The organism is Sphaerotilus uruguayifluvii (assembly GCF_013294065.1).
Taxonomy (GTDB): domain Bacteria; phylum Pseudomonadota; class Gammaproteobacteria; order Burkholderiales; family Burkholderiaceae_C; genus Sphaerotilus; species Sphaerotilus uruguayifluvii.
Window position 1 is genome coordinate 1 of sequence record NZ_JABSNM010000029.1, and the last position, 18255, is coordinate 18255.

An 18255-nucleotide genomic window follows, 5' to 3' on the forward strand; every position below is an offset into this window, starting at 1 on the left:
AGCTCGTGACCATGCTCAACGCCATGGTCAAAACCAACAAACCTTGGGACACATCGCTTCACGGCGCTTGACTCGAAAGACGGTTACTCAGTCGCTGCCGACCTTGCGGGCCTCGACGGTGATCGGCAGCCGGGTGTCGGCGGCCATCTCGGGCAGCGACAGCAGCCAGCCGTTGGCCAGCGTGACGGTGCCGCCCCACAGGTCCGGCTTCTCCTGCGCCACCACCGGCTCCTCCAGGTCCTTCTTGGGCACGTAGACCGAGAGCACGCCGGCGGCGTTGCGACGCATCATGACTTTCATGGGAGGGGCCTTTCTGCTTGGGTGTTCGTGGGGGTCAGGCGGCCTGCGCCAGTGCGGGGCTGTCCTCGAGCATCAGCGGGTGCACGACGCGCGCGGCGGCCTCGACGGTGCGGCGGATCTGCGCCGGCGTGGTGTCGCGGCCGAGCGAGAAGCGCACGCCGGCGCGCGCCTGCGCCGCGCTGCAGCCCATGGCCAGCAGCACATGCGAGGGCTGCGTGCCGCTGGCGGTGCAGGCTGCGCCCGAGGCGGCGACGATGCCGGCGCGCTCGAGCCGGCCCAGCACCCGTTCGCTGTCGATCTCGTGGAAGCGCACGCACAGCGTGTTGGGCAGGCGCTCCGCGCCTTCGCCCAGCACCGCCAGTCCGGGCGGCAGCACCGCGCGCAGCCCGTCCTCGAGCGCCTTGCGCAGGCGTGTCATGCGCGCCAGGTCCTCGTCCAGCGTGCGCGCGGCGAGGTCGCAGGCGGCGGCGAAGCCGGCGATGCCCGGCAGGTTCTCGGTGCCGCCGCGGCGGTGGCGCTCCTGGCGGCCCGCCAGCAGCGCCGGCAGCGCCAGGCCCTTGCGCACCAGCAGCGCGCCGATGCCCTTCGGGCCGTGCAGCTTGTGGGCGGACACGCTCATCAGGTCGGCGCCGCTGCGGCCGAAGTGCAGCCGCGCCTTGCCGGCGAGCTGGGTCGCGTCGACATGCAGCCGCGCGCCCGCGGCGCGGACCCGCGCGGCGACCGCCTCGACCGGCATGACGACGCCGGTCTCGTTGTTGGCGCCCATCACGCTGACCAGCGCGACATCGCCCTGCGCGAGCCGGCGATCGAGGTCGGCCAGGTCGAGCCGCCCGTGCGCGTCGACCGCGATGCGCTCGACCGGCACGCCCTCGCCGGCGAGGCGGTCGGCCAGCGCGAGCAGCCCCGGGTGCTCGACCGCCGACACCAGCAGCCGCCGGCGTGCACCGGCGCTCTCCGCGCGGGCCAGCGCCAGCGCGCCGAGGATCGCCTGGTGGTTGGCCTCGGTCGCGCCGCTGGTGAAGACCAGCTCGGCGCCCTGGCAGCCGAGAAAGGAGGCGATGCGGGTGCGCGCGTCGGCCAGCAGCCGGCGCGCCGTCTGGCCCGGCTCGTGGGTGGACGAGGGGTTGGCCCAGGCGCGCTGCAGCGCGTCGAGCATCTCGTCGACGACTTCGGGCGCCGGCGCGGTCGTGGCGTTGTGGTCGAGGTAGACGATGTCGTTCATGTCCAGAACTCCCGCGAGCTGTCCTCGCAGAGCAGGGTCAGGGCCTCGGGCAGCGTCAGGCCCTCGGAATGCAGCGTCCACAGCGCGCAGCGGTGGTCGCGCCGGTGCAGTCGCCAGCGCCCGCGGCCGTCCGGCTCGGGCTCCAGCCAGGCGATGTCGATCTCGCCGCCGTCGCGGTCGACGTTGCGCGAGCAGTTCGGGCTGACGACGCGCCAGCCCGCGCCCTCGGGTCCGGGCTCGACGCGGGGCTGCACGTAGCGGTAGCGGCTGCGCCGGGGCAGGGCGCGCTCGATGCGCCGCCGGTCCAGGTCGACGACCGCCCCGGAGCCGGCGTGGCCCGCCGGCGGCCCGGAGCGGCCGCCGCGTCCCGCAGCCGCCCGCGCGTTCATCGTGCGCCGTCCTCGCCGACCGGCTCGGGCTCGGGGGCCGGCGCCGGCAGCGGCTGGTCGGACGGCACGATCTCCTCCTCGAGGCAGCCCAGCACGCACAGGCCGAAGTCGACCATGTACAGCGGCAGGTTGGCCTCGGCGTGGTGGCCGATCTGGACGATCTCGCCGGGGCCGCCGGCGGCGATCAGCAGCTGGTCCTCGTCGATGTCGGGCAGGCTGCCGTCGTTGTACAGGTCGACGGCGGCGCGCACCTCCAGGCCCCAGGGGTACTTCGGCTGGCGCGGTTCGATCAGCATGGCGTCGGGTCCTCGTGGCGGGGGTGGGGGATGGATGCGGTCAGCGCAGGTCGTGGAGGGCCTGCGCGCGCTCGCCGAGCTGCGCGAGCACCTCCTCGGGCAGGTGGTCGAGCGTGCACAGCTCCTTGGCGCGCATGCCGACGCGGTGGCCGGAATCGACGAACTCGACCGCGTAGATGTAGAACTGCTGCAGGAAGGTGCCGATCGAGCGCACGTAGCCGATCTCGCCCTTGTTCACCAGCACCTCGCCGATGTCGCGGCCGTTGTAGGTGCCGTCGTTGCGGATCACGCTGCGGCTGATGACGCGCTCGCCCATCGCGAAGCGCGGGGGCAGGGCGATCTCGACGGTGTCGTCGTCACGGGCGATGTCGACCATCTCGGCCTCCTTCGATCGGGATCAGGGTCAGGGGCGCCGGCGTCGGCAGGGCGCGGGCGGCGCGCAGCTCGGCCAGGCGTTCGGTCGCGCGTTCGCGCACCTCGGATTCGGCGTCGTCCTGCAGCCGCTCCAGCAGCGCGGGCGACTCGGCGCGCGCGGCCGCGGTCCAGCGCACCAGCCAGTCCTCGTCGGTGGCCGGCACGGTCAGCAGGGCCGCGGGCAGGCGCTCGGCGACGTGGCGGCGCACCTCGGGCGCGCCGTCCTCGACCATGCGCCACAGCGCCGGCATCGGCACGCGCGAGGCCACCTCCAGGCGCACCTGCAGGTCGATGTCGTCGATCAGCAGCGGCAGCAGCGCCTCGGGCAGGCGGCGCGCGACGATGCGGCGCACCTCGTAGTCCGGGTCGCGCAGCATCGAGCCGAGCTGGCTCTCGTCCAGGCGCTGCGCCACGCGGATGCGCACCTCGCGGTGCGGATCCGCGCGCAGCCGCTCGAGCAGGCGCTGCGGCACGCGCAGCGCCACCTGCAGCCGCACCGTCTCGTCCGGGTCGTCGAGCAGCGCCGGCAGCCGGAAGACGTCGGTGTGGCGCGCGGCGATCGCGCGCACCTCGAAGTAGGGATGGTCCAGATGCTGCGCGGCGAGCTCGCGGTGCTCGCGGAAGAAGCGGTCGATGCGGCGCGCGTAGGCGTCCTGCATGCACGAGCGGCCCGGCTCGCAGCCACCGGCCGCGTGCAGCGCGGCATGTGCGCAGGCGGCGCAGTCGAGCGGCCGCCCCTCCCAGTCGCGCACCGGGATGTCGTGCCATCCGGGCGCGGTCGCGTTCATGCGTCGTCCTCCGGGTCGCCGACCAGCGCGCGCACCCGCACCGTCTCGAGCACCCGGCCGCCGACGCGGTCGTCCGGATCGAGCGCCTGCAGCAGCGCCAGCGCGTCGCGGGCCTCGACCGGGTCGTCCAGGCGCAGGCTCAGGTAGGCATAGCCCTTGAGCGCGAAGAGGTAGAAGCGCGTGCGCGCATTGGCCATCGCGTCGGGCAGGGGCTGCGGCGCCACCTGGCGCCACACCGACGGCAGTCCCAGCGCCTCGGCCCCGACCGCCAGCGCCCGGCGCGCGACATCCCGCGCGGCGGCCAGCCGGTGGCCGTAGAAATGGTGGCGGTAGAAGGCGATCAGCACCGCCGGATGGCCCGGCGCCAGCGCCTGGGCGGTCATCAGGCGCGCCATCGCCAGCACCGCGTCGCTGCTGCGCAGCGCGCCGGCCTCGGCCAGGGCCTTCTCGGCTGCCGGCGGCAGGCCGGCGCCGAGCACCGCGTCGTCGAAGTCGATTCCGGTCGGGTCCATGGCCGGGGTCCGGGGCGGGCCGTCAGCCGCGCACGATGCGCCGGATCGAGTCCAGCGTGACGCCGCTCTCGGCGGGCATCGCGCTGGCGTCGCCGGAGCTGGAGCAGGCGCACGGCGCCTGGCCCGGGTTGGTGAAGGTCAGGCCGCTCTTGGTCGGCGAGTCGACGAAGTCGACGACGATGCCGTCGAGCACCAGCCGGCTCTCGGCCGGCAGGAAGACCCGCGTGCCGGCGAGCGAGATCTCCGCGTCGCCGGCGCGCGGGGCCGGCTCGATGGTGAACTCGCTGCTGTAGCCCGAGCAGCCGCCCGGCGTGACCGTCAGGCGCATGCCTCCGGTCGGGTGGTCCGAGAAGCGCACCATGCGGCGGATGAACTTCTCCGCGGCCGGCAGCACGGTGACGTTGGGCAGGATCATGTCGGGCTCCCGGGGCTCAGGCCTGCACGATGCAGCCATCGACCGGACAGACCGCGACGCACTGCGGCGAGTCGAACTGGCCTTCGCACTCGGTGCACTTCTTCGGGTCGATCTTGAAGGTGCCGCCCTTCTCGCTGATGGCGACGTTCGGGCATTCGGCCTCGCAGGCGGAGCAGCCGGTGCAGGTGGAAGCGATGATCTTCAGGGCCATGGTGATCTCCTGGGCTGGATGGGCTGGGCAGGGAAAAGCGTGAGGGAAGGTGTCGCTCAGGCGACGGCCTGGCCGCCGGTGAAGGCGCCCTGGCGGATGCGCGCGTCGCCGCGCTCGTGGTGCTGGAGGGCACCGCTGGCCACGCGCTCGCAGTAGTCGGCGAACCACTGCAGCGCGGCCTTCTCGATGAACTCGTGGGCGTACTGGTCGACCGGCTCGATGCCCGCGGCCTTGAGCTCGTCGCGCGGGCAGGCGCCGATCTTCGACACCAGCACCGCGTGGCAGTCGTTGATCGCGCTGACGATCGAGGGCAGCTGCTCGTCCTCGCCGTAGCCGCCCTGGCAGTACAGGTCCACGCGGCGGTGGCCGACGAAGAGCGCCTGCTTGCGGTCCACCTCGAAGATCTGGAACTCGGTGGCGTGGCCGAAGTGCTGGTTGACGCGGCCGTGGCCTTCGGTGGCGACCGCCACCAGGACCTTCAGCTCCTCGGTGCCGGCCAGCAGGCTGGCGTCGAAGGCGTTCGACAGCGCATTGACCTTGGCCTGGTGCTGGGCCTGGCGCTCCTCCTCCACCTTCTCCTGGTAGGCGCGGCGCTTGTCCAGGTCGTAGTGGATGTCCATCGCCTCGATCTTGTCGAGCGTGAACTCTTCCGAGCGGTCCTCGCCCAGCAGGCCGACGGCGTCGGCGCGGCACTGGCGGCAGTGGCGCATCAGGTTGGCGCCGCCCATGCAGGCGTCCTGCACGGCCTTGAGCTCCTGGGCGGTCGGCCCGCGCTGGCCGGTCAGGCCGAACACCGTGCCGTGCTCCGGCTCGGAGATCAGCGGCATGATGTTGTGCAGGAAGGCGCCGCGCTTCTTCACCTCGCGGTTCACCTCGATCAGGTGCTCGTCGTTGATGCCCGGGATCAGCACCGAGTTGATCTTGGTGAGCACGCCGCGCGCGGTCAGCATCTCGAGACCCAGCATCTGGCGCTCGTGCAGGATCTTGGCCGCCTCGTAGCCGGTGTAGCGCTTGTGGTCGTAGAAGATCCACGGGTAGATCTTCTCGCCCACGGCCGGGTCGACCATGTTGATGGTGATCGTGACGTGGTCGATGTTGTACTTGCAGATCTCGTCGACCTGGTCGGGCAGCGCCAGGCCGTTGGTCGACAGGCACAGCTTGATGTCGGGCGCCTTCTCGGCCAACTGGCGCATCGTGTCGAAGGTCTTCTTCGGATTGGCCAGGCTGTCGCCGGGGCCGGCGATGCCCAGCACCGTCATCTGCGGGATCTCGCTGGCCACCGCCAGCACCTTCTTCACCGCCTGGTCGGGCGTGAGCTTCTGGCTGACCACGCCCGGGCGCGACTCGTTGCTGCAGTCGTACTTGCGATTGCAGTAGTTGCACTGGATGTTGCAGGCCGGCGCGACCGCGACGTGCATGCGCGCGAAGTGGTGGTGCGCCTCTTCCGAGTAGCAGGGATGGTTCTTGACCTTGTCCCAGATTTCCTGAGGCATGTCGTCGGGACCGGCGGAGGAGCCGCAGCTCGACTTGCCGGCGCCGCCGGTGGTGCTGCAGCCGCCGCTGGCGGTCTCGATGACCTCGCTGACGGCCTGGCGGCCCTTGCGGAGGTCGCCGATCGAAACGAACGTCGTGGTGCTGGACATGGGGAGAGCCTCGTGACGACGGTGGATGTTGCCGTCGTCAGTGCGAGAGCCGTGCCAGCTCTTCCCGGCGGGGTCTCCGCCGACTTTTCCTGTTCCGAATCAAGGACTTGCGGGAAATGTCGCAGCCTGTCGGCGCCGGTGGCGCTTGTGCGGATGGCGACATTCCCGACAGCCCGCACGCTCCGTGCGGCGCGCACGCGGGTTGCTTGCGGCTCTCATCCCGCCCGAAGGAGAACGACCATGTATTCGCGAGCCCTGTTCGACATCATCCATGCCAGCGGAGACGCGGTGCTCAAGCGGCTGGTCGCGCTGGAGGGCGGCGCCGACGAGCTCTTCGCCAGCCGGCTCACGCTCGCCGAGGTCGAGGCGGGGCTGCGCACCGTCGCGACGACGCTGGCGCATCTGCCGCCGGTGGTGATGCTGCGCTTGCCGCAGGTGGACTGGGCCGGCTGGGACGCGCTGCTGCGCGCGCTGCCGGCGGGCGTGCCGCAGGAGGCGACGGCGCCGCGGCAGGCCACGCCGCGCCGCGACGTGATCTGGTACGGCGCCTGCTCGCTGCTGCCGGCCACGCTGGCGCTGCTCGACGAGCTGCGCCGGCGCGAGCCGGACTGGTTCGAGATCCAGTACTGAACCGGGCGAGGCCGCGGCCGCTCAGAAATCCCGCTTGGCCCGGGCCAGCAGCGAGACCACGTCGTTCGAGACCTGCGAGAAGGCCGAGCCCGGACCGATCAGCGGCTCCGGGTCGACGGTGCGCCCGTGCTGGGCGCGGCGGGCCACGTCGCCGGCGATCTGGTGGAACTGCGCGTGGCGCTCGATCAGCTCGGTGAACAGCGGACGCGATCCCCAGCGCTGTCCGCCTGCGCCGTGCAGCCAGCGGCCCAGGGTGCAGGCGTCGTCGCGGCAGGCCGTGTCGGCGTCGATGGACTCCTGGCCGGCCAGCGCCTTGCGCAGCTTCACCTTCCAGCCCCGATGCGCCTCGATCGCCTGGTCGAAGTCGAAGCCGCCGCCGGGCCGATCCGTGCCGGAAAGGTCCGGCGCCTCGGCGACGCCGTCGGGCAGCTTGAAGCGCGAGACCTCCTGCGCCAGCGCGTCGGCCTGCGTGCGCATCGCCGTGGAGGCGGCGGCCGTCTGCTCGACCAGCGCGGCGTTCTGCTGCGTCGCGCTGTCGAGCTCGTGCACCGACTCCCCGATCTGCTCGATGCCGATGCTCTGCTCGCGCGCCCCGGTGGCGATGTCCTCGAGCAGCTCGTTGACGCGGCGCGAGGAGTCGACGATGTGGCGGATCGACTCGCCGGCCTGGCGCACGACCGCGGTGCCGGTCTCGACCTGCGCGACGCTGGTGCCGATGATGCGCTTGATCTCCTGCGCGGCCTGCGCGCTGCGCTGCGCCAGCGTGCGCACCTCGCCGGCGACGACCGCGAAGCCGCGGCCCTGCTCGCCGGCGCGCGCGGCCTCCACCGCGGCGTTCAGCGCCAGGATGTTGGTCTGGAAGGCGATGCCGTCGATCGTGCCGATGATGTCGCTGATGCGTGCCGACGAGCCGCGGATGCCCTCCATCGTCTCGACCACCGTGCCCATGACCCGGCCGCCCTCGGTCGCGGCGGCGGCGTTGTCGCGGGCCAGGCGCGAGACCTCCTCGGTGTGCGCCGAGGTGTTCTTCACCGTCACCGAGATCTGCTCCATCGCGGCGGCCGACTGCTGCAGGTTGTGCGCCGAATGCTCGCTGCGCTGCGACAGGTCGTGCATGCCGTCGGCGATCTCGGCGCTGGAGTGAACGATGTCGTGGCTGGCCGTGCGCACGCTGCTGACCATGTGGCGCAGCGCATGCTGCATGTCGCGCAGGTCGAGCATCAGCGCGGCCGCCTCGTCCTTGCCCCAGGGCGAGGGCGAGGTCGTCAGGTCGCCCTCGGTCATCGCCTTCAGGTGGCGGCGCGTCTCCCTCAGGCCGCCGTTCATCACCAGGAAGAAGCAGTGGAAGAGGTAGAGCGCCGAGCCCAGGCTGACCAGCATCGCCACGCCGACCGCCAGCTCGGCGTGCAGCTTGTCGGTGGCGCGCTGCTCGAGCATGCGCTCGAGCCAGTCCAGCAGCGTTCCCTGGGACTGCTGCATCAGCGAGATGGCGCTGGCGGTGGCGGCCTTCGCCTGCGCCTCCTGCCCCGGCCGGGAGGCCAGCGCATGGGCCTGCTCCAGGCTGGCGAGCAGCTCGTCGGCGCGGGACGGGCCCTTGAGCTCCGGGATCAGCGGCAGCGTCTTGCCCAGTGCCGCGCGCAGCTCCTCCAGGTGGTGGCCGGCCAGCAGCGAGGCGTCCTGGGTGACGCGTGCCTCGATGCCCTCGCGCCGCGCGTGCAGCGCCAGGCGCTGGATCTGGTCGGTCAGATCCGGCATGCGCACCAGCGCCGTGTCCATCAGGTAGTAGGTCGCCGCCTCCGGGTCGAGCGCGAGGTTCGAGCTGTCGAGCGTGCTGCTGACCAGTGCGTCGATCTGCTCGATCAGCGTGTCATGCGCGGCGATGTCGTCGCGGCCGCGCAGCGCATCGACCTGCTGCTGCAGCCCCGCCAGCACGCGCTCCTCGACGAAGGGCTGGCCGGCGGGCTGGGCCGAGCGCAGCGTGTCGAGCGAGGTCTTCAGACGCGAGAGCAGCGCGCTCCGGTCCTGGCCGGCCGTCGCCAGGCCGCGCAGCTCGAGGGCCTGGGCCTGCGTGGCGGTGACCATCTTGAGGAAACGGGTGCCGTCGGCCTCGCGCCGGGTGAACGTGAGGCTGTCCATCTCGCTGCTGAACCAGGCGGTCGACACGACCGCCAGCGGCATCACGAAGCAGGTGCTGACGATCAGGGCCTTGCTGCGGAAGCCCAGGCGGCGGAACAGCCGCACGCCCGGGGCCCAGGGGCCGTGATGCGAGAAGAAACCGGAAGACGAGGCCGATACTGCCGAGCCGCCGCGGGAAAAGGCTGACATCGGATGGAGCTCCTTGCAGGACAGGCGCCGGCCTGACCGCATGTCTCCGGCGCGACAGCATCATCGGCAGAACTGCCGGATCCGGTCGCTCGATAAGCACGGTCTGTCCTATCTCACCTTGGCCTTCTCGGCGGCGCTGTAGTGGCTGAAGTGGCCTTCCTTCTTCGCCTGGCGGCGGTTCTCGGCGATCAGGCCGGGAATGCGCGCATGCGGCGCGATGCGCGAGACGGCCTTGTCCAGCGTGGTCGAGCCGCAGCCCGGGCAGGTCGGCACGGTGCTGGATCGCACCAGCAGCTCGAAGTCGGCGCCGCAGGCGGGGCAGTGGTAGTCGTGGATCGGCATGGTGATCTCCGTGGGAGCGTCAGAGGGGGACGGTGGAGCAGGTGCGCGCCGGCGCGGTGCAGCCCTCGCCGGCGGCCGGGCCGGTCGGCGACAGGCCGACCCAGGCCTCGACCGCGGCCGGGTCGAAGCCGACCAGGCGGCTGCCGCTGTCCTGGCGCTGCATCAGCGGGCGGCGGATCAGCAGCGGCTCGGCCAGCAGCAGCGCCAGCGCCTGCTCCGGCGCCAGCCGCTCCGGCACGATCTCGCCGTCACGCACCCGCGGCGCGGCGCGGTTGAACCAGTCGGCCACCGGCAGCGGCGCGAGGAAGTCGAGCAGCGCGGCCTCGGTCCAGGGCTCGGCCAGCAGGTCGCGGCGCTCGAGCTCGTGGCCGGCGGCCTGCAGCGCCGCGCGCTGGCGCGCGTTGCCGCCGCAGCCGGGCTTCTCGTAGAAGGTGATGCGGGTCATGCACGGACTCCCGTGGGCAAGGCAGGACGGGGCGGGCCGCTCAGGCGGCCCGGCGCGTGGCCGCGCGCAGCAGGCGCAGGCACTCGACGGTCGCGGCCATGTCGAGCGCGCTGAAGTCGTCCTGGCTGCGCCGCAGCGGGTCGGCGCCGAGGTCGAGCAGCGTGGCCACCACCTCGGCCTTGCCGGCCGAGGCGGCGTACATCAGCGCGGTCGCGCCGGTCAGGTTGGCCTGCTCGAGCGGCACGCCGCGCGCGACCAGCCGGCGCACCAGCGCGGTGTCGCCGTTCACGCAGGCCAGCCACAGCGCGTTGTTGCCGTCATGGTTGACCGCGTCGGGCGCGACGCCGAGATCGAGCAGCGCCTCGGCCAGATCGGCGCGGCCGCGCCAGGCGGCGTGCATCAGCGGCGTGTTGCCGTGCGCCGCGGGCTGGCCCGGCCGGGCGGGATCGAAGCCCTCGGCCGCCAGCCACAGCGCCAGCGCCGCCGGCACCGTGCCGCCGGCCTGGGGCAGCAGCTGCAGCGGCGGCTGCGGGCCGAACAGCCGGCCCTGCGGGTCGAGCGCGCTCCAGCCGTCGATCAGGTCGGCGACCTCGCGGAAGCCGAAGTCGGCGAACATCGCCGCCCAGGTCTGGCTGGCGTGGCCGCGGTAGCAGTAGATCAGCACCGGGCGGCTGCGGCGCTCGCGCATCAGCAGCGCCTCGTGGTTGCGGCCGTCGAGCCGCACGCTGCCGGCGAGGTGGCCGAGCGCGTGGTGGCGCTCCTCGCGGGCGTCGAGGATCAGCGCGTCCGGGCGGGCCTGCAGCCAGTCGCGGGCCTGGGCCGGGCTCAGGCGCAGGAAGGTGCGTTCAGTCATCGAGGTCTCCGTTCGGGCGCGGCAGGCCCGGGTCGTGCGGCGGGGTGTCGACGATGCGCGGGTCGTGCAGCGGCACGCCGACGGTGAAGTGGTAGACCGACTGCAGCGGCGCCTGCGCGGCCTCGGGCGGCGCGATGCCGACCAGCGCATGCAGCGTGTCGTCGAAGAAGCAGCCGATGCCGGTGCCGCGCAGACCGGCGGCCTCGGCCTCGAGGTACAGGCGCTGGCCGATCAGGCCGGCTTCCTGCAGCCGCGTGCGGTAGGCCCAGGGCCCGGGCAGCGGCTGGAACTCGGCCAGCAGCGCGAACGCGACCGCCGCGTCGGAGCCGAGCGCCTGGTGGCAGTCGATGGTGCGCAGCGTGCCGGCCAGCGCCGGATGGGCGGCGAGCCGGCGCAGCGCCAGCCCGGCCGGCGCGCCGTCGACCTCGGCCCAGTCCAGCGGCGCGCCGAGGCCGTGGCCGAGCCGATCGTGCAGCCGCTCGAGCGCGCCGTCGCCGCGGCCGAGCAGGTAGGCGCCCGGCGCCACGCCCTCGACCCGGTGCGCGAACACCAGCAGATGCACCCGCGCCGGCCCCGGGTGCAGGTCGAAGCCCGGATCGGCCGGATCGAGCGCCTGCAGCATCGACCACAGCGCGGCGGCCTCGATGCGGGAGCGCGCGTCGAAGCGCTGCGCGCTGCGGCGCTGGCGGATCAGGCGCGCGGCCGGCTGCGGCTCGGCCGCGGGCCGGGGCAGCGCCGGGTCGAGGGCCGGCGCGGTCTGCGGGCCGGGCGGCACCGCGGCGGGCGGGCGGCTGGCCACGGCGGCCGCATCGATCACCGGCCAGCGGTACATCGGATGGCGGTCCAGGCGGCTGGCGGTGCCATGCCAGGCGCAGGCGCCCGGCGCCGTCCAGTGCCAGAAGGCGTCATCGCCCGCCGGGCCGGCCGGGGCGTCCGCGGCGGCGGGCAGCAGCTCGAACAGCGCCTCGGCCTCCTCGCGCTCGGCGCGGCCGAAGTCCTCGTCGCGGTCGAGTCCGAGCAGCGCGGCCAGCCGTGCCGAGCCCTCGTCGAGCCGCTGCAGCCGCCAGCCCAGCAGCGCCGCGGCGAAGCGCAGCGCGCCGATCGCGTGGCCGGTGTCGAGCTGCACGTAGCGCCAGGCGCGCTCGCCGTATTTCCACGCCTCGCGCCAGGCGACGCTGGAGAGCGCGACGAAGGCCCGCGGCGCCGCCCCGGCCGCGGGCGCAATCGAGGCGCGCCGCTCCAGCCGGTGCTCGCGCGGCGCGTAGTGATGCAGGCCGTCGGGCAGGTCGGGCAGGCCGCGGCACAGGATCCAGCCCTCGGTCGGATGCAGGTTGCCGCTCGAGGGGTTCATCCGCACCGCCCAGCGGTCCGCTCCGGCCTGCTTCCACGCCGACAGGCCGAGCGAGAGCTCGAGCAGCCGGCCCAGCGCCGCGCGCGACAGCGGCTGCGCCGCGACCGCGCCGGGGCGCAGCACCTGCGGCCAGTCGCCGGCCGGATCGGCGCCGCCCAGCGGCAGCCCGTGGACGGGCGCGCCGTCCCAGCGCCGGAACGGATCGGGCTGCGCCTCCCAGTCGAGCGTCTCGGGCCCGGCCGCCCAGCGCGAGGGCAGGGCGTGCTTGGTGCGCTGGTGGTAGTCGTCGATCGTCGTCATCGGGTTCATGGCCGCAGGGCTCGCATCTCCCGTGCCAGCGCCAGCAGCGCGACGGTCTGGTCGGTGATGTCGCGCAGCACCTGCGGCTGCAGCCGGCGCAGCCAGCGCGCCGGCAGCGCCCGGGCGCCGCAGCGCGCGCCGGCGAGCAGGCCGACCAGCGCGCCGGTGGTGTCGGCATCGTCGCCCTGGTTGACCGCCCGCACCACCGCGCTCTCGAAGTCGGGCTGCGTGGTCAGCGCGTGCAGCACCGTCTGCACCGTGTCGACCACATAGCCGCTGGCACGGCCCGGCCAGGGCTCGAAGCGGAAGGCGCGGTGCGTGTCGGCCCACTGGCGCGCCATCGCGTCGATCTCCGCGCCGGGCGCGCCGAGCAGCTGCGCCTGCGCGAGCCGGCCCAGCCCGACCGTGGCCTGGTCCGACAGCGGGTGGTGGTGCGTCAGGCGCGCCTGCGCGATGGAGAGCGCCTGCATCGCCGCGTCGTCGCCCAGCGTGACCAGCAGCACCGGCAGGTTGCGCATCAGCGCGCCGTTGCCGCCGTCGCCCTCGCTGGGCGGGCCGGCGACCGAGCCGTCGCGCAGATAGCGCTGGATGCCGCGCCGGCAGGTGTTGCCGCAGTCCACCGGCCTGCCGCGCCACCAGCGCACGAAGGCGTCGCCGACGGCGCGCGGCCAGAGCCCGGCCTCGTCCCGGCCGTCGGCATGGCGCGCCAGCGTCCCGGCGCCGCAGGCCAGCAGCGCCTCGCCCAGCGCCAGGCTCATCGTGGTGTCGTCGGTCACCTGGCCGGGCGCGAGCCGGAGCCAGCCGCCGCCGACGATCTCGCGGTGCACGCCGTGGCGCGCCTCGATCTCGCGCGGGCGCAGGAACTCGACCGTCGCGCCGAGCGCGTCGCCGAGCGCCAGGCCCAGGTAGGCGCCCAGCGCGCGGTCGAGCAGCTCGGGCAGTCCGGGCAGGGGTGTCGGGGCAGGCATCGGCGCGGTCCTCAGAGGCCGTCTCGCACGACGACCTCGTGGTCGCCGCCCAGCGCGAGCACCTCCTGCTCGCCCTGCAGCACCTGACCGGGCAGCAGCCCCGGCCAGACCAGCAGCTTGCACAGCGGCACCTGCACCTCGAGCAGGCGATCGCCGAAGCAGCCGGCCTCCTCGGGCGACAGGCTGAAGGAGACGATGTTGTTGAGCCGCAGCGTGCAGCGCCGGTCGGCCAGCCGGCCGGCGACCACCTGCTCCTCGCAGCGGTTGCTGCCCCGCCACAGGCGCAGATGCCGCGGCGTGAGGCCCGGCCCCGGCGGGCCGAAGCGCGCGAGCATCCACTGGCCGAAGGCCTGCAGCAGGTCGAGCTGCTGGTGGATGTTGTTGCCGTGGTGGCGGCTGGTGGCCTTCTCCTCGAGATAGGCGATCCAGGCCGGCGAGGGAAAGCGCCCGAGCGGCGCGCGGTGGAAGACCGGCACCAGCCCGAAGCGGCTCTCGACCCAGCCCTTGAGCACCGCGCCGGCCGGGCCGCTGGAGTCCATGCCCCAGCCCTGCAGCAGCTTGCGCCAGCTGCTGCGCCAGCGGCGCTGCTCGGCCGGGCCGAGCCCGCCGAGCTCGTGCGCGGCCGGGCGGCGCAGCCCGAAGGCGATGTCGAGGTAGTTCACGAAGATCTCGCGCGCCTCGGCGGCGCTCTCGCAGCGCCCGAGCAGCGCGAACAGGCCCGGATGGCTCGGCCGCACGCCGGCGATCGCCAGCGTGGCCGGCGGGTCGGCGTTGAAGGCGGTCGAGGCCAGCAGCGGCGCGGGCACGCCCACCAGGTTGGTGGTGTACCAGCGGTGCGGCTGGACCGGCTCGTCGCTCATCGCTGCGGGCAGGGCGTCGGTCCGTGCGCTCAGACCGGACGGTTCTCGTACAGGTTGCGCACCGGGCCCATCGTCGCCACGCCTTCCTCGTAGGTGATCTTCGGGAAGCTGGCGCTGAAGCCGGCGGCCTTGTCGGCGATCGCGTCGGTCTTGCCGGCGGTGTCGAGCTTCTTCAGGTCGCCCTTCTCGAGGTAGAGCAGCTCGAGCAGCTCGTTGTAGACCGTCGCCTCGTCGATCGGCAGGATGTGGAAGGTCGCGCCGCCGTACTCGCAGACGTACTTCTTGCTGATGTCGATGTTGTCGACGAAGAAGAAGTACTTGCCGGTCGGCGAGAGCAGGTCGCCGAGCACCTCGGCGACGAGCTTGAGGTACTCGAAGCTCAGCAGGAAGCCGGCCAGGAACTCGATGGTCGGCTCGCCGGCCCGGGCGGTGGCGATGATCTGGTCGCTGCTGATCTCGGGCGGACGCGCCTCGTCGGCCAGCTTGGCCGGGAACTTCAGCGCGATGTCGCCGCGGAAGCCGTAGCGGCCGGCCTTCTTCGTCGGCGCCTTCAGCACGCTGTTGACGAGCCGGCCCTCGGCTTCGAGGCGGGCGAATGCGGTGTCGGTGATCGAGAGGGTGCTCATCGTGAGGCTCCTGTGGGTGACGGTGGGGGAAGGAAATCGGTCGAGCCGGGCGGGCATCGGGCGGTCAGTCGACGCGGGGACCGGCGTCGGGCGCAGCCGCCGAGGCGTGGGTCGGCGGCACCTGGTGCGGCGCGACCTCCATCGGCCGGCCCGGGTGCGGGCGCGACTGGCCGCCCGACTCGGTGTTGCGGATGAAGTCGGCGACCTTCCAGAAGGCTGCGTCGAGGTCGGCGCGCAGCGCGGCGTCCTCGCAGGCCACGGCCAGCGCTTGGCGCATGCAGGCCATCCAGGCGTCGCGCGCGGCCTCGTCGATGTCGAAGGGGTGGTGGCGCCGGCGCAGCATCGGCGCGCCGCGCGAGGGCGTGTAGCGCTTCGGTCCGCCCATCCACTCGCTCAGGTAGTCGACCAGCACGCGCTTGGTCGCCGTCAGGTCGGGCTCGTGCATCGCGCGGATCGTGCGGGCGTCCTCGCGGGTGTCCATCGCCCGGTAGAAGGCGTCGACCAGCCGCACCACCGCGTCATGGCCGCCCAGGCGCAGGTAGTGCGGATTCGGGGCGGGCGCCTGCGGGGCCTGCTGGGCCTGTGTGGGGTTTGTCGGGCTCGGCTGCATGAGGCCTTCCTCTGCAACCACCATGCCTGCCCGTCCAGGGCGGCAGGCGCCGGCGATTGTCGGATTCCGCACATTCCCCACCGCTGCCCGAAGAATCCCGGGGTTGTCTGAAAAATCCTTTTAAAACAAGGACTTATGAAATATTCGCGGCGTTCTGGCGGGCTGGCATGGCGGTTGCGATGAGCTGGGTGCGCTGAACCCCATGGCTGGCCCCGAGGGACCTTCGAAGAAGACCCACACAGGCTCCGAAGGCGGCAAGGAGATCCCGGCGTTCGCACGTCTCTCTCTCAATCTCTCAACCGGAGAACTGAAATGTCCAAGCTTCGTCAGATCGCCTTCTACGGCAAGGGTGGCATCGGCAAGTCCACCACCTCGCAGAACACCCTGGCCGCGCTGGCCGAGATGGGTCAGAAGATCCTGATCGTCGGCTGCGACCCGAAGGCCGACTCGACCCGCCTGATCCTGCACGCGAAGGCCCAGGACACCATCCTGTCGCTGGCCGCCGAAGCCGGCTCGGTCGAGGACCTCGAGATCGAGGACGTCATGAAGATCGGCTTCCGCGACATCCGCTGCGTGGAATCCGGCGGTCCGGAGCCGGGCGTCGGCTGCGCCGGCCGCGGCGTGATCACCTCGATCAACTTCCTGGAAGAGAACGGCGCCTATGAAGGCGTGGACTACGTCTCCTACGACGTGCTGGGCGACGTGGTCTGCGGCGGCTTCGCCATGCCGATCCGCGAGAACAAGGCCCAGGAGATCTACATCGTCATGTCGGGCGAGATGATGGCCATGTACGCGGCCAACAACATCTCCAAGGGCATCCTGAAGTACGCCAACTCGGGCGGCGTGCGTCTGGGCGGCCTGGTCTGCAACGAGCGCAAGACCGACAAGGAACTCGAGCTGGCCGAGTCGCTGGCGAAGAAGCTGGGCACCAAGCTCATCCACTTCGTGCCGCGCGACAACATCGTCCAGCACGCCGAGCTGCGCCGCATGACCGTCATCGAGTACGCCCCGGACAGCAAGCAGGCCGGCGAGTACCGCAACCTGGCCACCAAGGTCCACGCCAACGCGGGCAACGGCGTCATCCCGACCCCGATCACGATGGACGAGCTCGAAGACCTGCTGATGGAGCACGGAATCATGCAGGCCATCGACGAGTCGCAGGTCGGCAAGACCGCCGCCGATCTGGCCGCCTGAGTCTGACGTTCCGGGGCCGATCCGGCCCTTCAGGGTGGTGCGCGTGCGCCACCCGCGCATCCCCCACCCTGTCGTCTGGAGCCCACACCATGAGCATGACGGTTGAAGACCGCAAGGCCGCCAACAAGGCCTTGATCGATGAAGTCCTGAAGGCCTATCCGGAAAAGATGGCCAAGCGCCGCGCCAAGCACCTCGGCACCTATGAAGAAGGCAAGCCGGACTGCGGCGTCAAGTCCAACATCAAGTCGCTGCCCGGCGTGATGACGATCCGCGGCTGCGCCTACGCCGGCTCGAAGGGCGTGGTGTGGGGCCCGATCAAGGACATGATCCACATCTCGCACGGCCCGGTCGGCTGCGGCCAGTACTCGTGGGCTGCGCGCCGCAACTACTACATCGGCATCACCGGCATCGACACCTTCGTGACGATGCAGTTCACCTCCGACTTCCAGGAGAAGGACATCGTCTTCGGCGGCGACAAGAAGCTCGACAAGATCATCGACGAGATCCAGGAGCTCTTCCCGCTGAACAAGGGCATCTCGATCCAGTCGGAATGCCCGATCGGCCTGATCGGCGACGACATCGAGGCCGTCTCGAAGAAGAAGTCCAAGGAGCATGACGGCCACACCATCGTGCCGGTGCGCTGCGAGGGCTTCCGCGGCGTGTCCCAGTCGCTGGGCCACCACATCGCCAACGACGCGATCCGCGACTGGGTCTTCGAGGGCAAGACCAAGAAGGAGCGCGAGTTCGAGTCGACCCCGTACGACGTGGCGATCATCGGCGACTACAACATCGGCGGCGACGCCTGGTCGAGCCGCATCCTGCTCGAGGAGATCGGCCTGCGCGTGATCGCCCAGTGGTCGGGCGACGGCACCATCGCCGAGCTGGAGAACACCCCGAAGGCCAAGCTCAACGTCCTGCACTGCTACCGCTCGATGAACTACATCTCGCGGCACATGGAGGAGAAGTACGGCATTCCCTGGGTCGAGTACAACTTCTTCGGCCCGACCATGATCGAGAAGAGCCTGCGCGAGATCGCCAGCCACTTCGACGACACCATCAAGGCCAACGCCGAGCGCGTCATCGCCAAGTACCGTCCGATGGTCGACGCGGTCATCGCGAAGTACAAGCCGCGCCTGGAAGGCAAGAAGGTCATGCTGTACGTCGGCGGCCTGCGTCCGCGCCACGTCATCGGCGCCTACGAGGACCTCGGCATGGACGTGGTCGGCACCGGCTACGAGTTCGGCCACAACGACGACTACCAGCGCACGACCCACTACATCAAGGACTCCACGCTGATCTACGACGACGTGACCGGCTACGAGTTCGAGAAGTTCGTCGAGAAGATCCAGCCGGACCTGATCGGCTCGGGCATCAAGGAGAAGTACGTCTTCCAGAAGATGGGCGTGCCCTTCCGCCAGATGCACTCGTGGGACTACTCGGGCCCGTACCACGGCTACGACGGTTTCGCGATCTTCGCCCGCGACATGGACATGGCGATCAGCTCGCCGATCTGGGGCCTGGCCAAGTCGGCGCCCTGGAAGAAGGCCGCCTGAGCGCGCCG

Annotated in this window: 22 protein-coding genes; 3 read left to right on the forward strand and 19 right to left on the reverse strand. The window is 71.9% G+C overall.

The features are described from left to right. Positions 1–87: 87 nt before the first annotated feature. From nifT to nifB, 10 genes are read right to left on the reverse strand one after another with little or no spacing between them, the layout of a single operon-like run. On the reverse strand, positions 88–300 hold the full coding sequence (gene nifT, locus HNQ01_RS20750) for a putative nitrogen fixation protein NifT (RefSeq protein ID WP_173807423.1): 213 nt from the start codon (positions 298–300) through the stop codon (positions 88–90). A 34-nt stretch (positions 301–334) separates the two neighbouring features. Next, on the reverse strand, positions 335–1522 hold the full coding sequence (locus HNQ01_RS20755) for a cysteine desulfurase family protein (protein ID WP_173807424.1): 1188 nt from the start codon (positions 1520–1522) through the stop codon (positions 335–337). Further along, positions 1519–1911, reverse strand: coding sequence for a DUF3024 domain-containing protein (locus tag HNQ01_RS20760; RefSeq protein WP_286181043.1), 393 nt, complete (start codon positions 1909–1911; stop codon positions 1519–1521). Before HNQ01_RS20760 ends, HNQ01_RS20755 begins: the two co-directional genes overlap by 4 nt. Next, positions 1908–2207: a nitrogen fixation protein NifZ gene (locus tag HNQ01_RS20765; protein ID WP_353621752.1), complete on the reverse strand. Its 300-nt coding sequence runs from the start codon at positions 2205–2207 to the stop codon at positions 1908–1910. The genes HNQ01_RS20760 and HNQ01_RS20765 overlap by 4 nt, the downstream gene beginning before the upstream one ends. Before the next feature lie 40 nt (positions 2208–2247). Then, entirely contained in the window at positions 2248–2583 is a 336-nt protein-coding gene (locus HNQ01_RS20770) for a nitrogen fixation protein NifZ (RefSeq protein WP_173807425.1), read from the reverse strand. Then, a complete protein-coding gene (locus tag HNQ01_RS20775) occupies positions 2564–3409 on the reverse strand; it encodes a 4Fe4S-binding leucine-rich repeat protein (RefSeq protein ID WP_173807426.1) in 846 nt (281 codons plus the stop codon). The genes HNQ01_RS20770 and HNQ01_RS20775 overlap by 20 nt, the downstream gene beginning before the upstream one ends. After that, entirely contained in the window at positions 3406–3921 is a 516-nt protein-coding gene (locus tag HNQ01_RS20780; RefSeq protein WP_286181045.1) for a hypothetical protein, read from the reverse strand. The genes HNQ01_RS20775 and HNQ01_RS20780 overlap by 4 nt, the downstream gene beginning before the upstream one ends. 22 nt (positions 3922–3943) lie before the next feature. After that, on the reverse strand, positions 3944–4336 hold the full coding sequence (locus tag HNQ01_RS20785; protein ID WP_173807427.1) for a HesB/IscA family protein: 393 nt from the start codon (positions 4334–4336) through the stop codon (positions 3944–3946). Positions 4337–4352: 16 nt separating this feature from the next. Then, on the reverse strand, positions 4353–4547 hold the full coding sequence (locus tag HNQ01_RS20790; protein WP_037482861.1) for a 4Fe-4S dicluster domain-containing protein: 195 nt from the start codon (positions 4545–4547) through the stop codon (positions 4353–4355). Between the two features lie 56 nt (positions 4548–4603). Next, positions 4604–6190 (reverse strand): nitrogenase cofactor biosynthesis protein NifB, encoded by a 1587-nt coding sequence (nifB, locus tag HNQ01_RS20795; RefSeq protein ID WP_173807428.1) that lies wholly within the window; start codon positions 6188–6190, stop codon positions 4604–4606. Between the two features lie 240 nt (positions 6191–6430). On the opposite strand from nifB, the gene HNQ01_RS20800 reads away from it, so the two are divergent. Then, positions 6431–6820, forward strand: a complete 390-nt coding sequence (locus HNQ01_RS20800) for a hypothetical protein (RefSeq protein ID WP_173807429.1) — start codon at positions 6431–6433, stop codon at positions 6818–6820. 21 nt (positions 6821–6841) lie between these two features. Here the strand turns inward: HNQ01_RS20800 and HNQ01_RS20805 are convergent, their stop codons facing one another. The 9 genes from HNQ01_RS20805 to HNQ01_RS20845 all read right to left on the reverse strand — a co-directional run bounded on the left by HNQ01_RS20805 (position 6842) and on the right by HNQ01_RS20845 (position 15500). Then, positions 6842–9145 (reverse strand): methyl-accepting chemotaxis protein, encoded by a 2304-nt coding sequence (locus tag HNQ01_RS20805; RefSeq protein ID WP_286181048.1) that lies wholly within the window; start codon positions 9143–9145, stop codon positions 6842–6844. 108 nt (positions 9146–9253) lie between these two features. Continuing rightward, positions 9254–9487: an FmdB family zinc ribbon protein gene (locus HNQ01_RS20810; protein ID WP_173807430.1), complete on the reverse strand. Its 234-nt coding sequence runs from the start codon at positions 9485–9487 to the stop codon at positions 9254–9256. A 19-nt stretch (positions 9488–9506) separates the two neighbouring features. After that, on the reverse strand, positions 9507–9932 hold the full coding sequence (locus tag HNQ01_RS20815) for a thioredoxin domain-containing protein (protein WP_173807431.1): 426 nt from the start codon (positions 9930–9932) through the stop codon (positions 9507–9509). Between the two features lie 40 nt (positions 9933–9972). Continuing rightward, positions 9973–10785, reverse strand: coding sequence for an ankyrin repeat domain-containing protein (locus HNQ01_RS20820; RefSeq protein ID WP_173807432.1), 813 nt, complete (start codon positions 10783–10785; stop codon positions 9973–9975). Next, on the reverse strand, positions 10778–12445 hold the full coding sequence (locus HNQ01_RS20825) for a nitroreductase family protein (protein WP_173807433.1): 1668 nt from the start codon (positions 12443–12445) through the stop codon (positions 10778–10780). The genes HNQ01_RS20820 and HNQ01_RS20825 overlap by 8 nt, the downstream gene beginning before the upstream one ends. Beyond that, positions 12442–13404 carry an ADP-ribosyl-[dinitrogen reductase] hydrolase gene (draG, locus tag HNQ01_RS20830; RefSeq protein WP_173807434.1) on the reverse strand — a complete coding sequence of 321 codons (963 nt, stop codon included), beginning with the start codon at positions 13402–13404 and terminating at the stop codon, positions 12442–12444. Before draG ends, HNQ01_RS20825 begins: the two co-directional genes overlap by 4 nt. Positions 13405–13415: 11 nt before the next feature. Then, on the reverse strand, positions 13416–14264 hold the full coding sequence (locus tag HNQ01_RS20835; RefSeq protein ID WP_173807435.1) for an NAD(+)--dinitrogen-reductase ADP-D-ribosyltransferase: 849 nt from the start codon (positions 14262–14264) through the stop codon (positions 13416–13418). A gap of 29 nt (positions 14265–14293) precedes the next feature. Beyond that, positions 14294–14890 carry a hypothetical protein gene (locus HNQ01_RS20840; RefSeq protein ID WP_173807436.1) on the reverse strand — a complete coding sequence of 199 codons (597 nt, stop codon included), beginning with the start codon at positions 14888–14890 and terminating at the stop codon, positions 14294–14296. A gap of 64 nt (positions 14891–14954) precedes the next feature. Further along, positions 14955–15500, reverse strand: a complete 546-nt coding sequence (locus tag HNQ01_RS20845) for a group II truncated hemoglobin (RefSeq protein ID WP_173807437.1) — start codon at positions 15498–15500, stop codon at positions 14955–14957. A gap of 312 nt (positions 15501–15812) precedes the next feature. Between HNQ01_RS20845 and nifH the strand changes: the two genes are divergently transcribed. Continuing rightward, positions 15813–16694, forward strand: a complete 882-nt coding sequence (gene nifH / locus HNQ01_RS20850) for a nitrogenase iron protein (RefSeq protein ID WP_173807438.1) — start codon at positions 15813–15815, stop codon at positions 16692–16694. Positions 16695–16783: 89 nt separating this feature from the next. Beyond that, the gene (gene nifD / locus HNQ01_RS20855; RefSeq protein ID WP_173807439.1) at positions 16784–18247 is read left to right on the forward strand and encodes a nitrogenase molybdenum-iron protein alpha chain; all 1464 of its coding nucleotides are present in this window, start codon (positions 16784–16786) and stop codon (positions 18245–18247) included. Positions 18248–18255 lie beyond the last annotated feature (8 nt).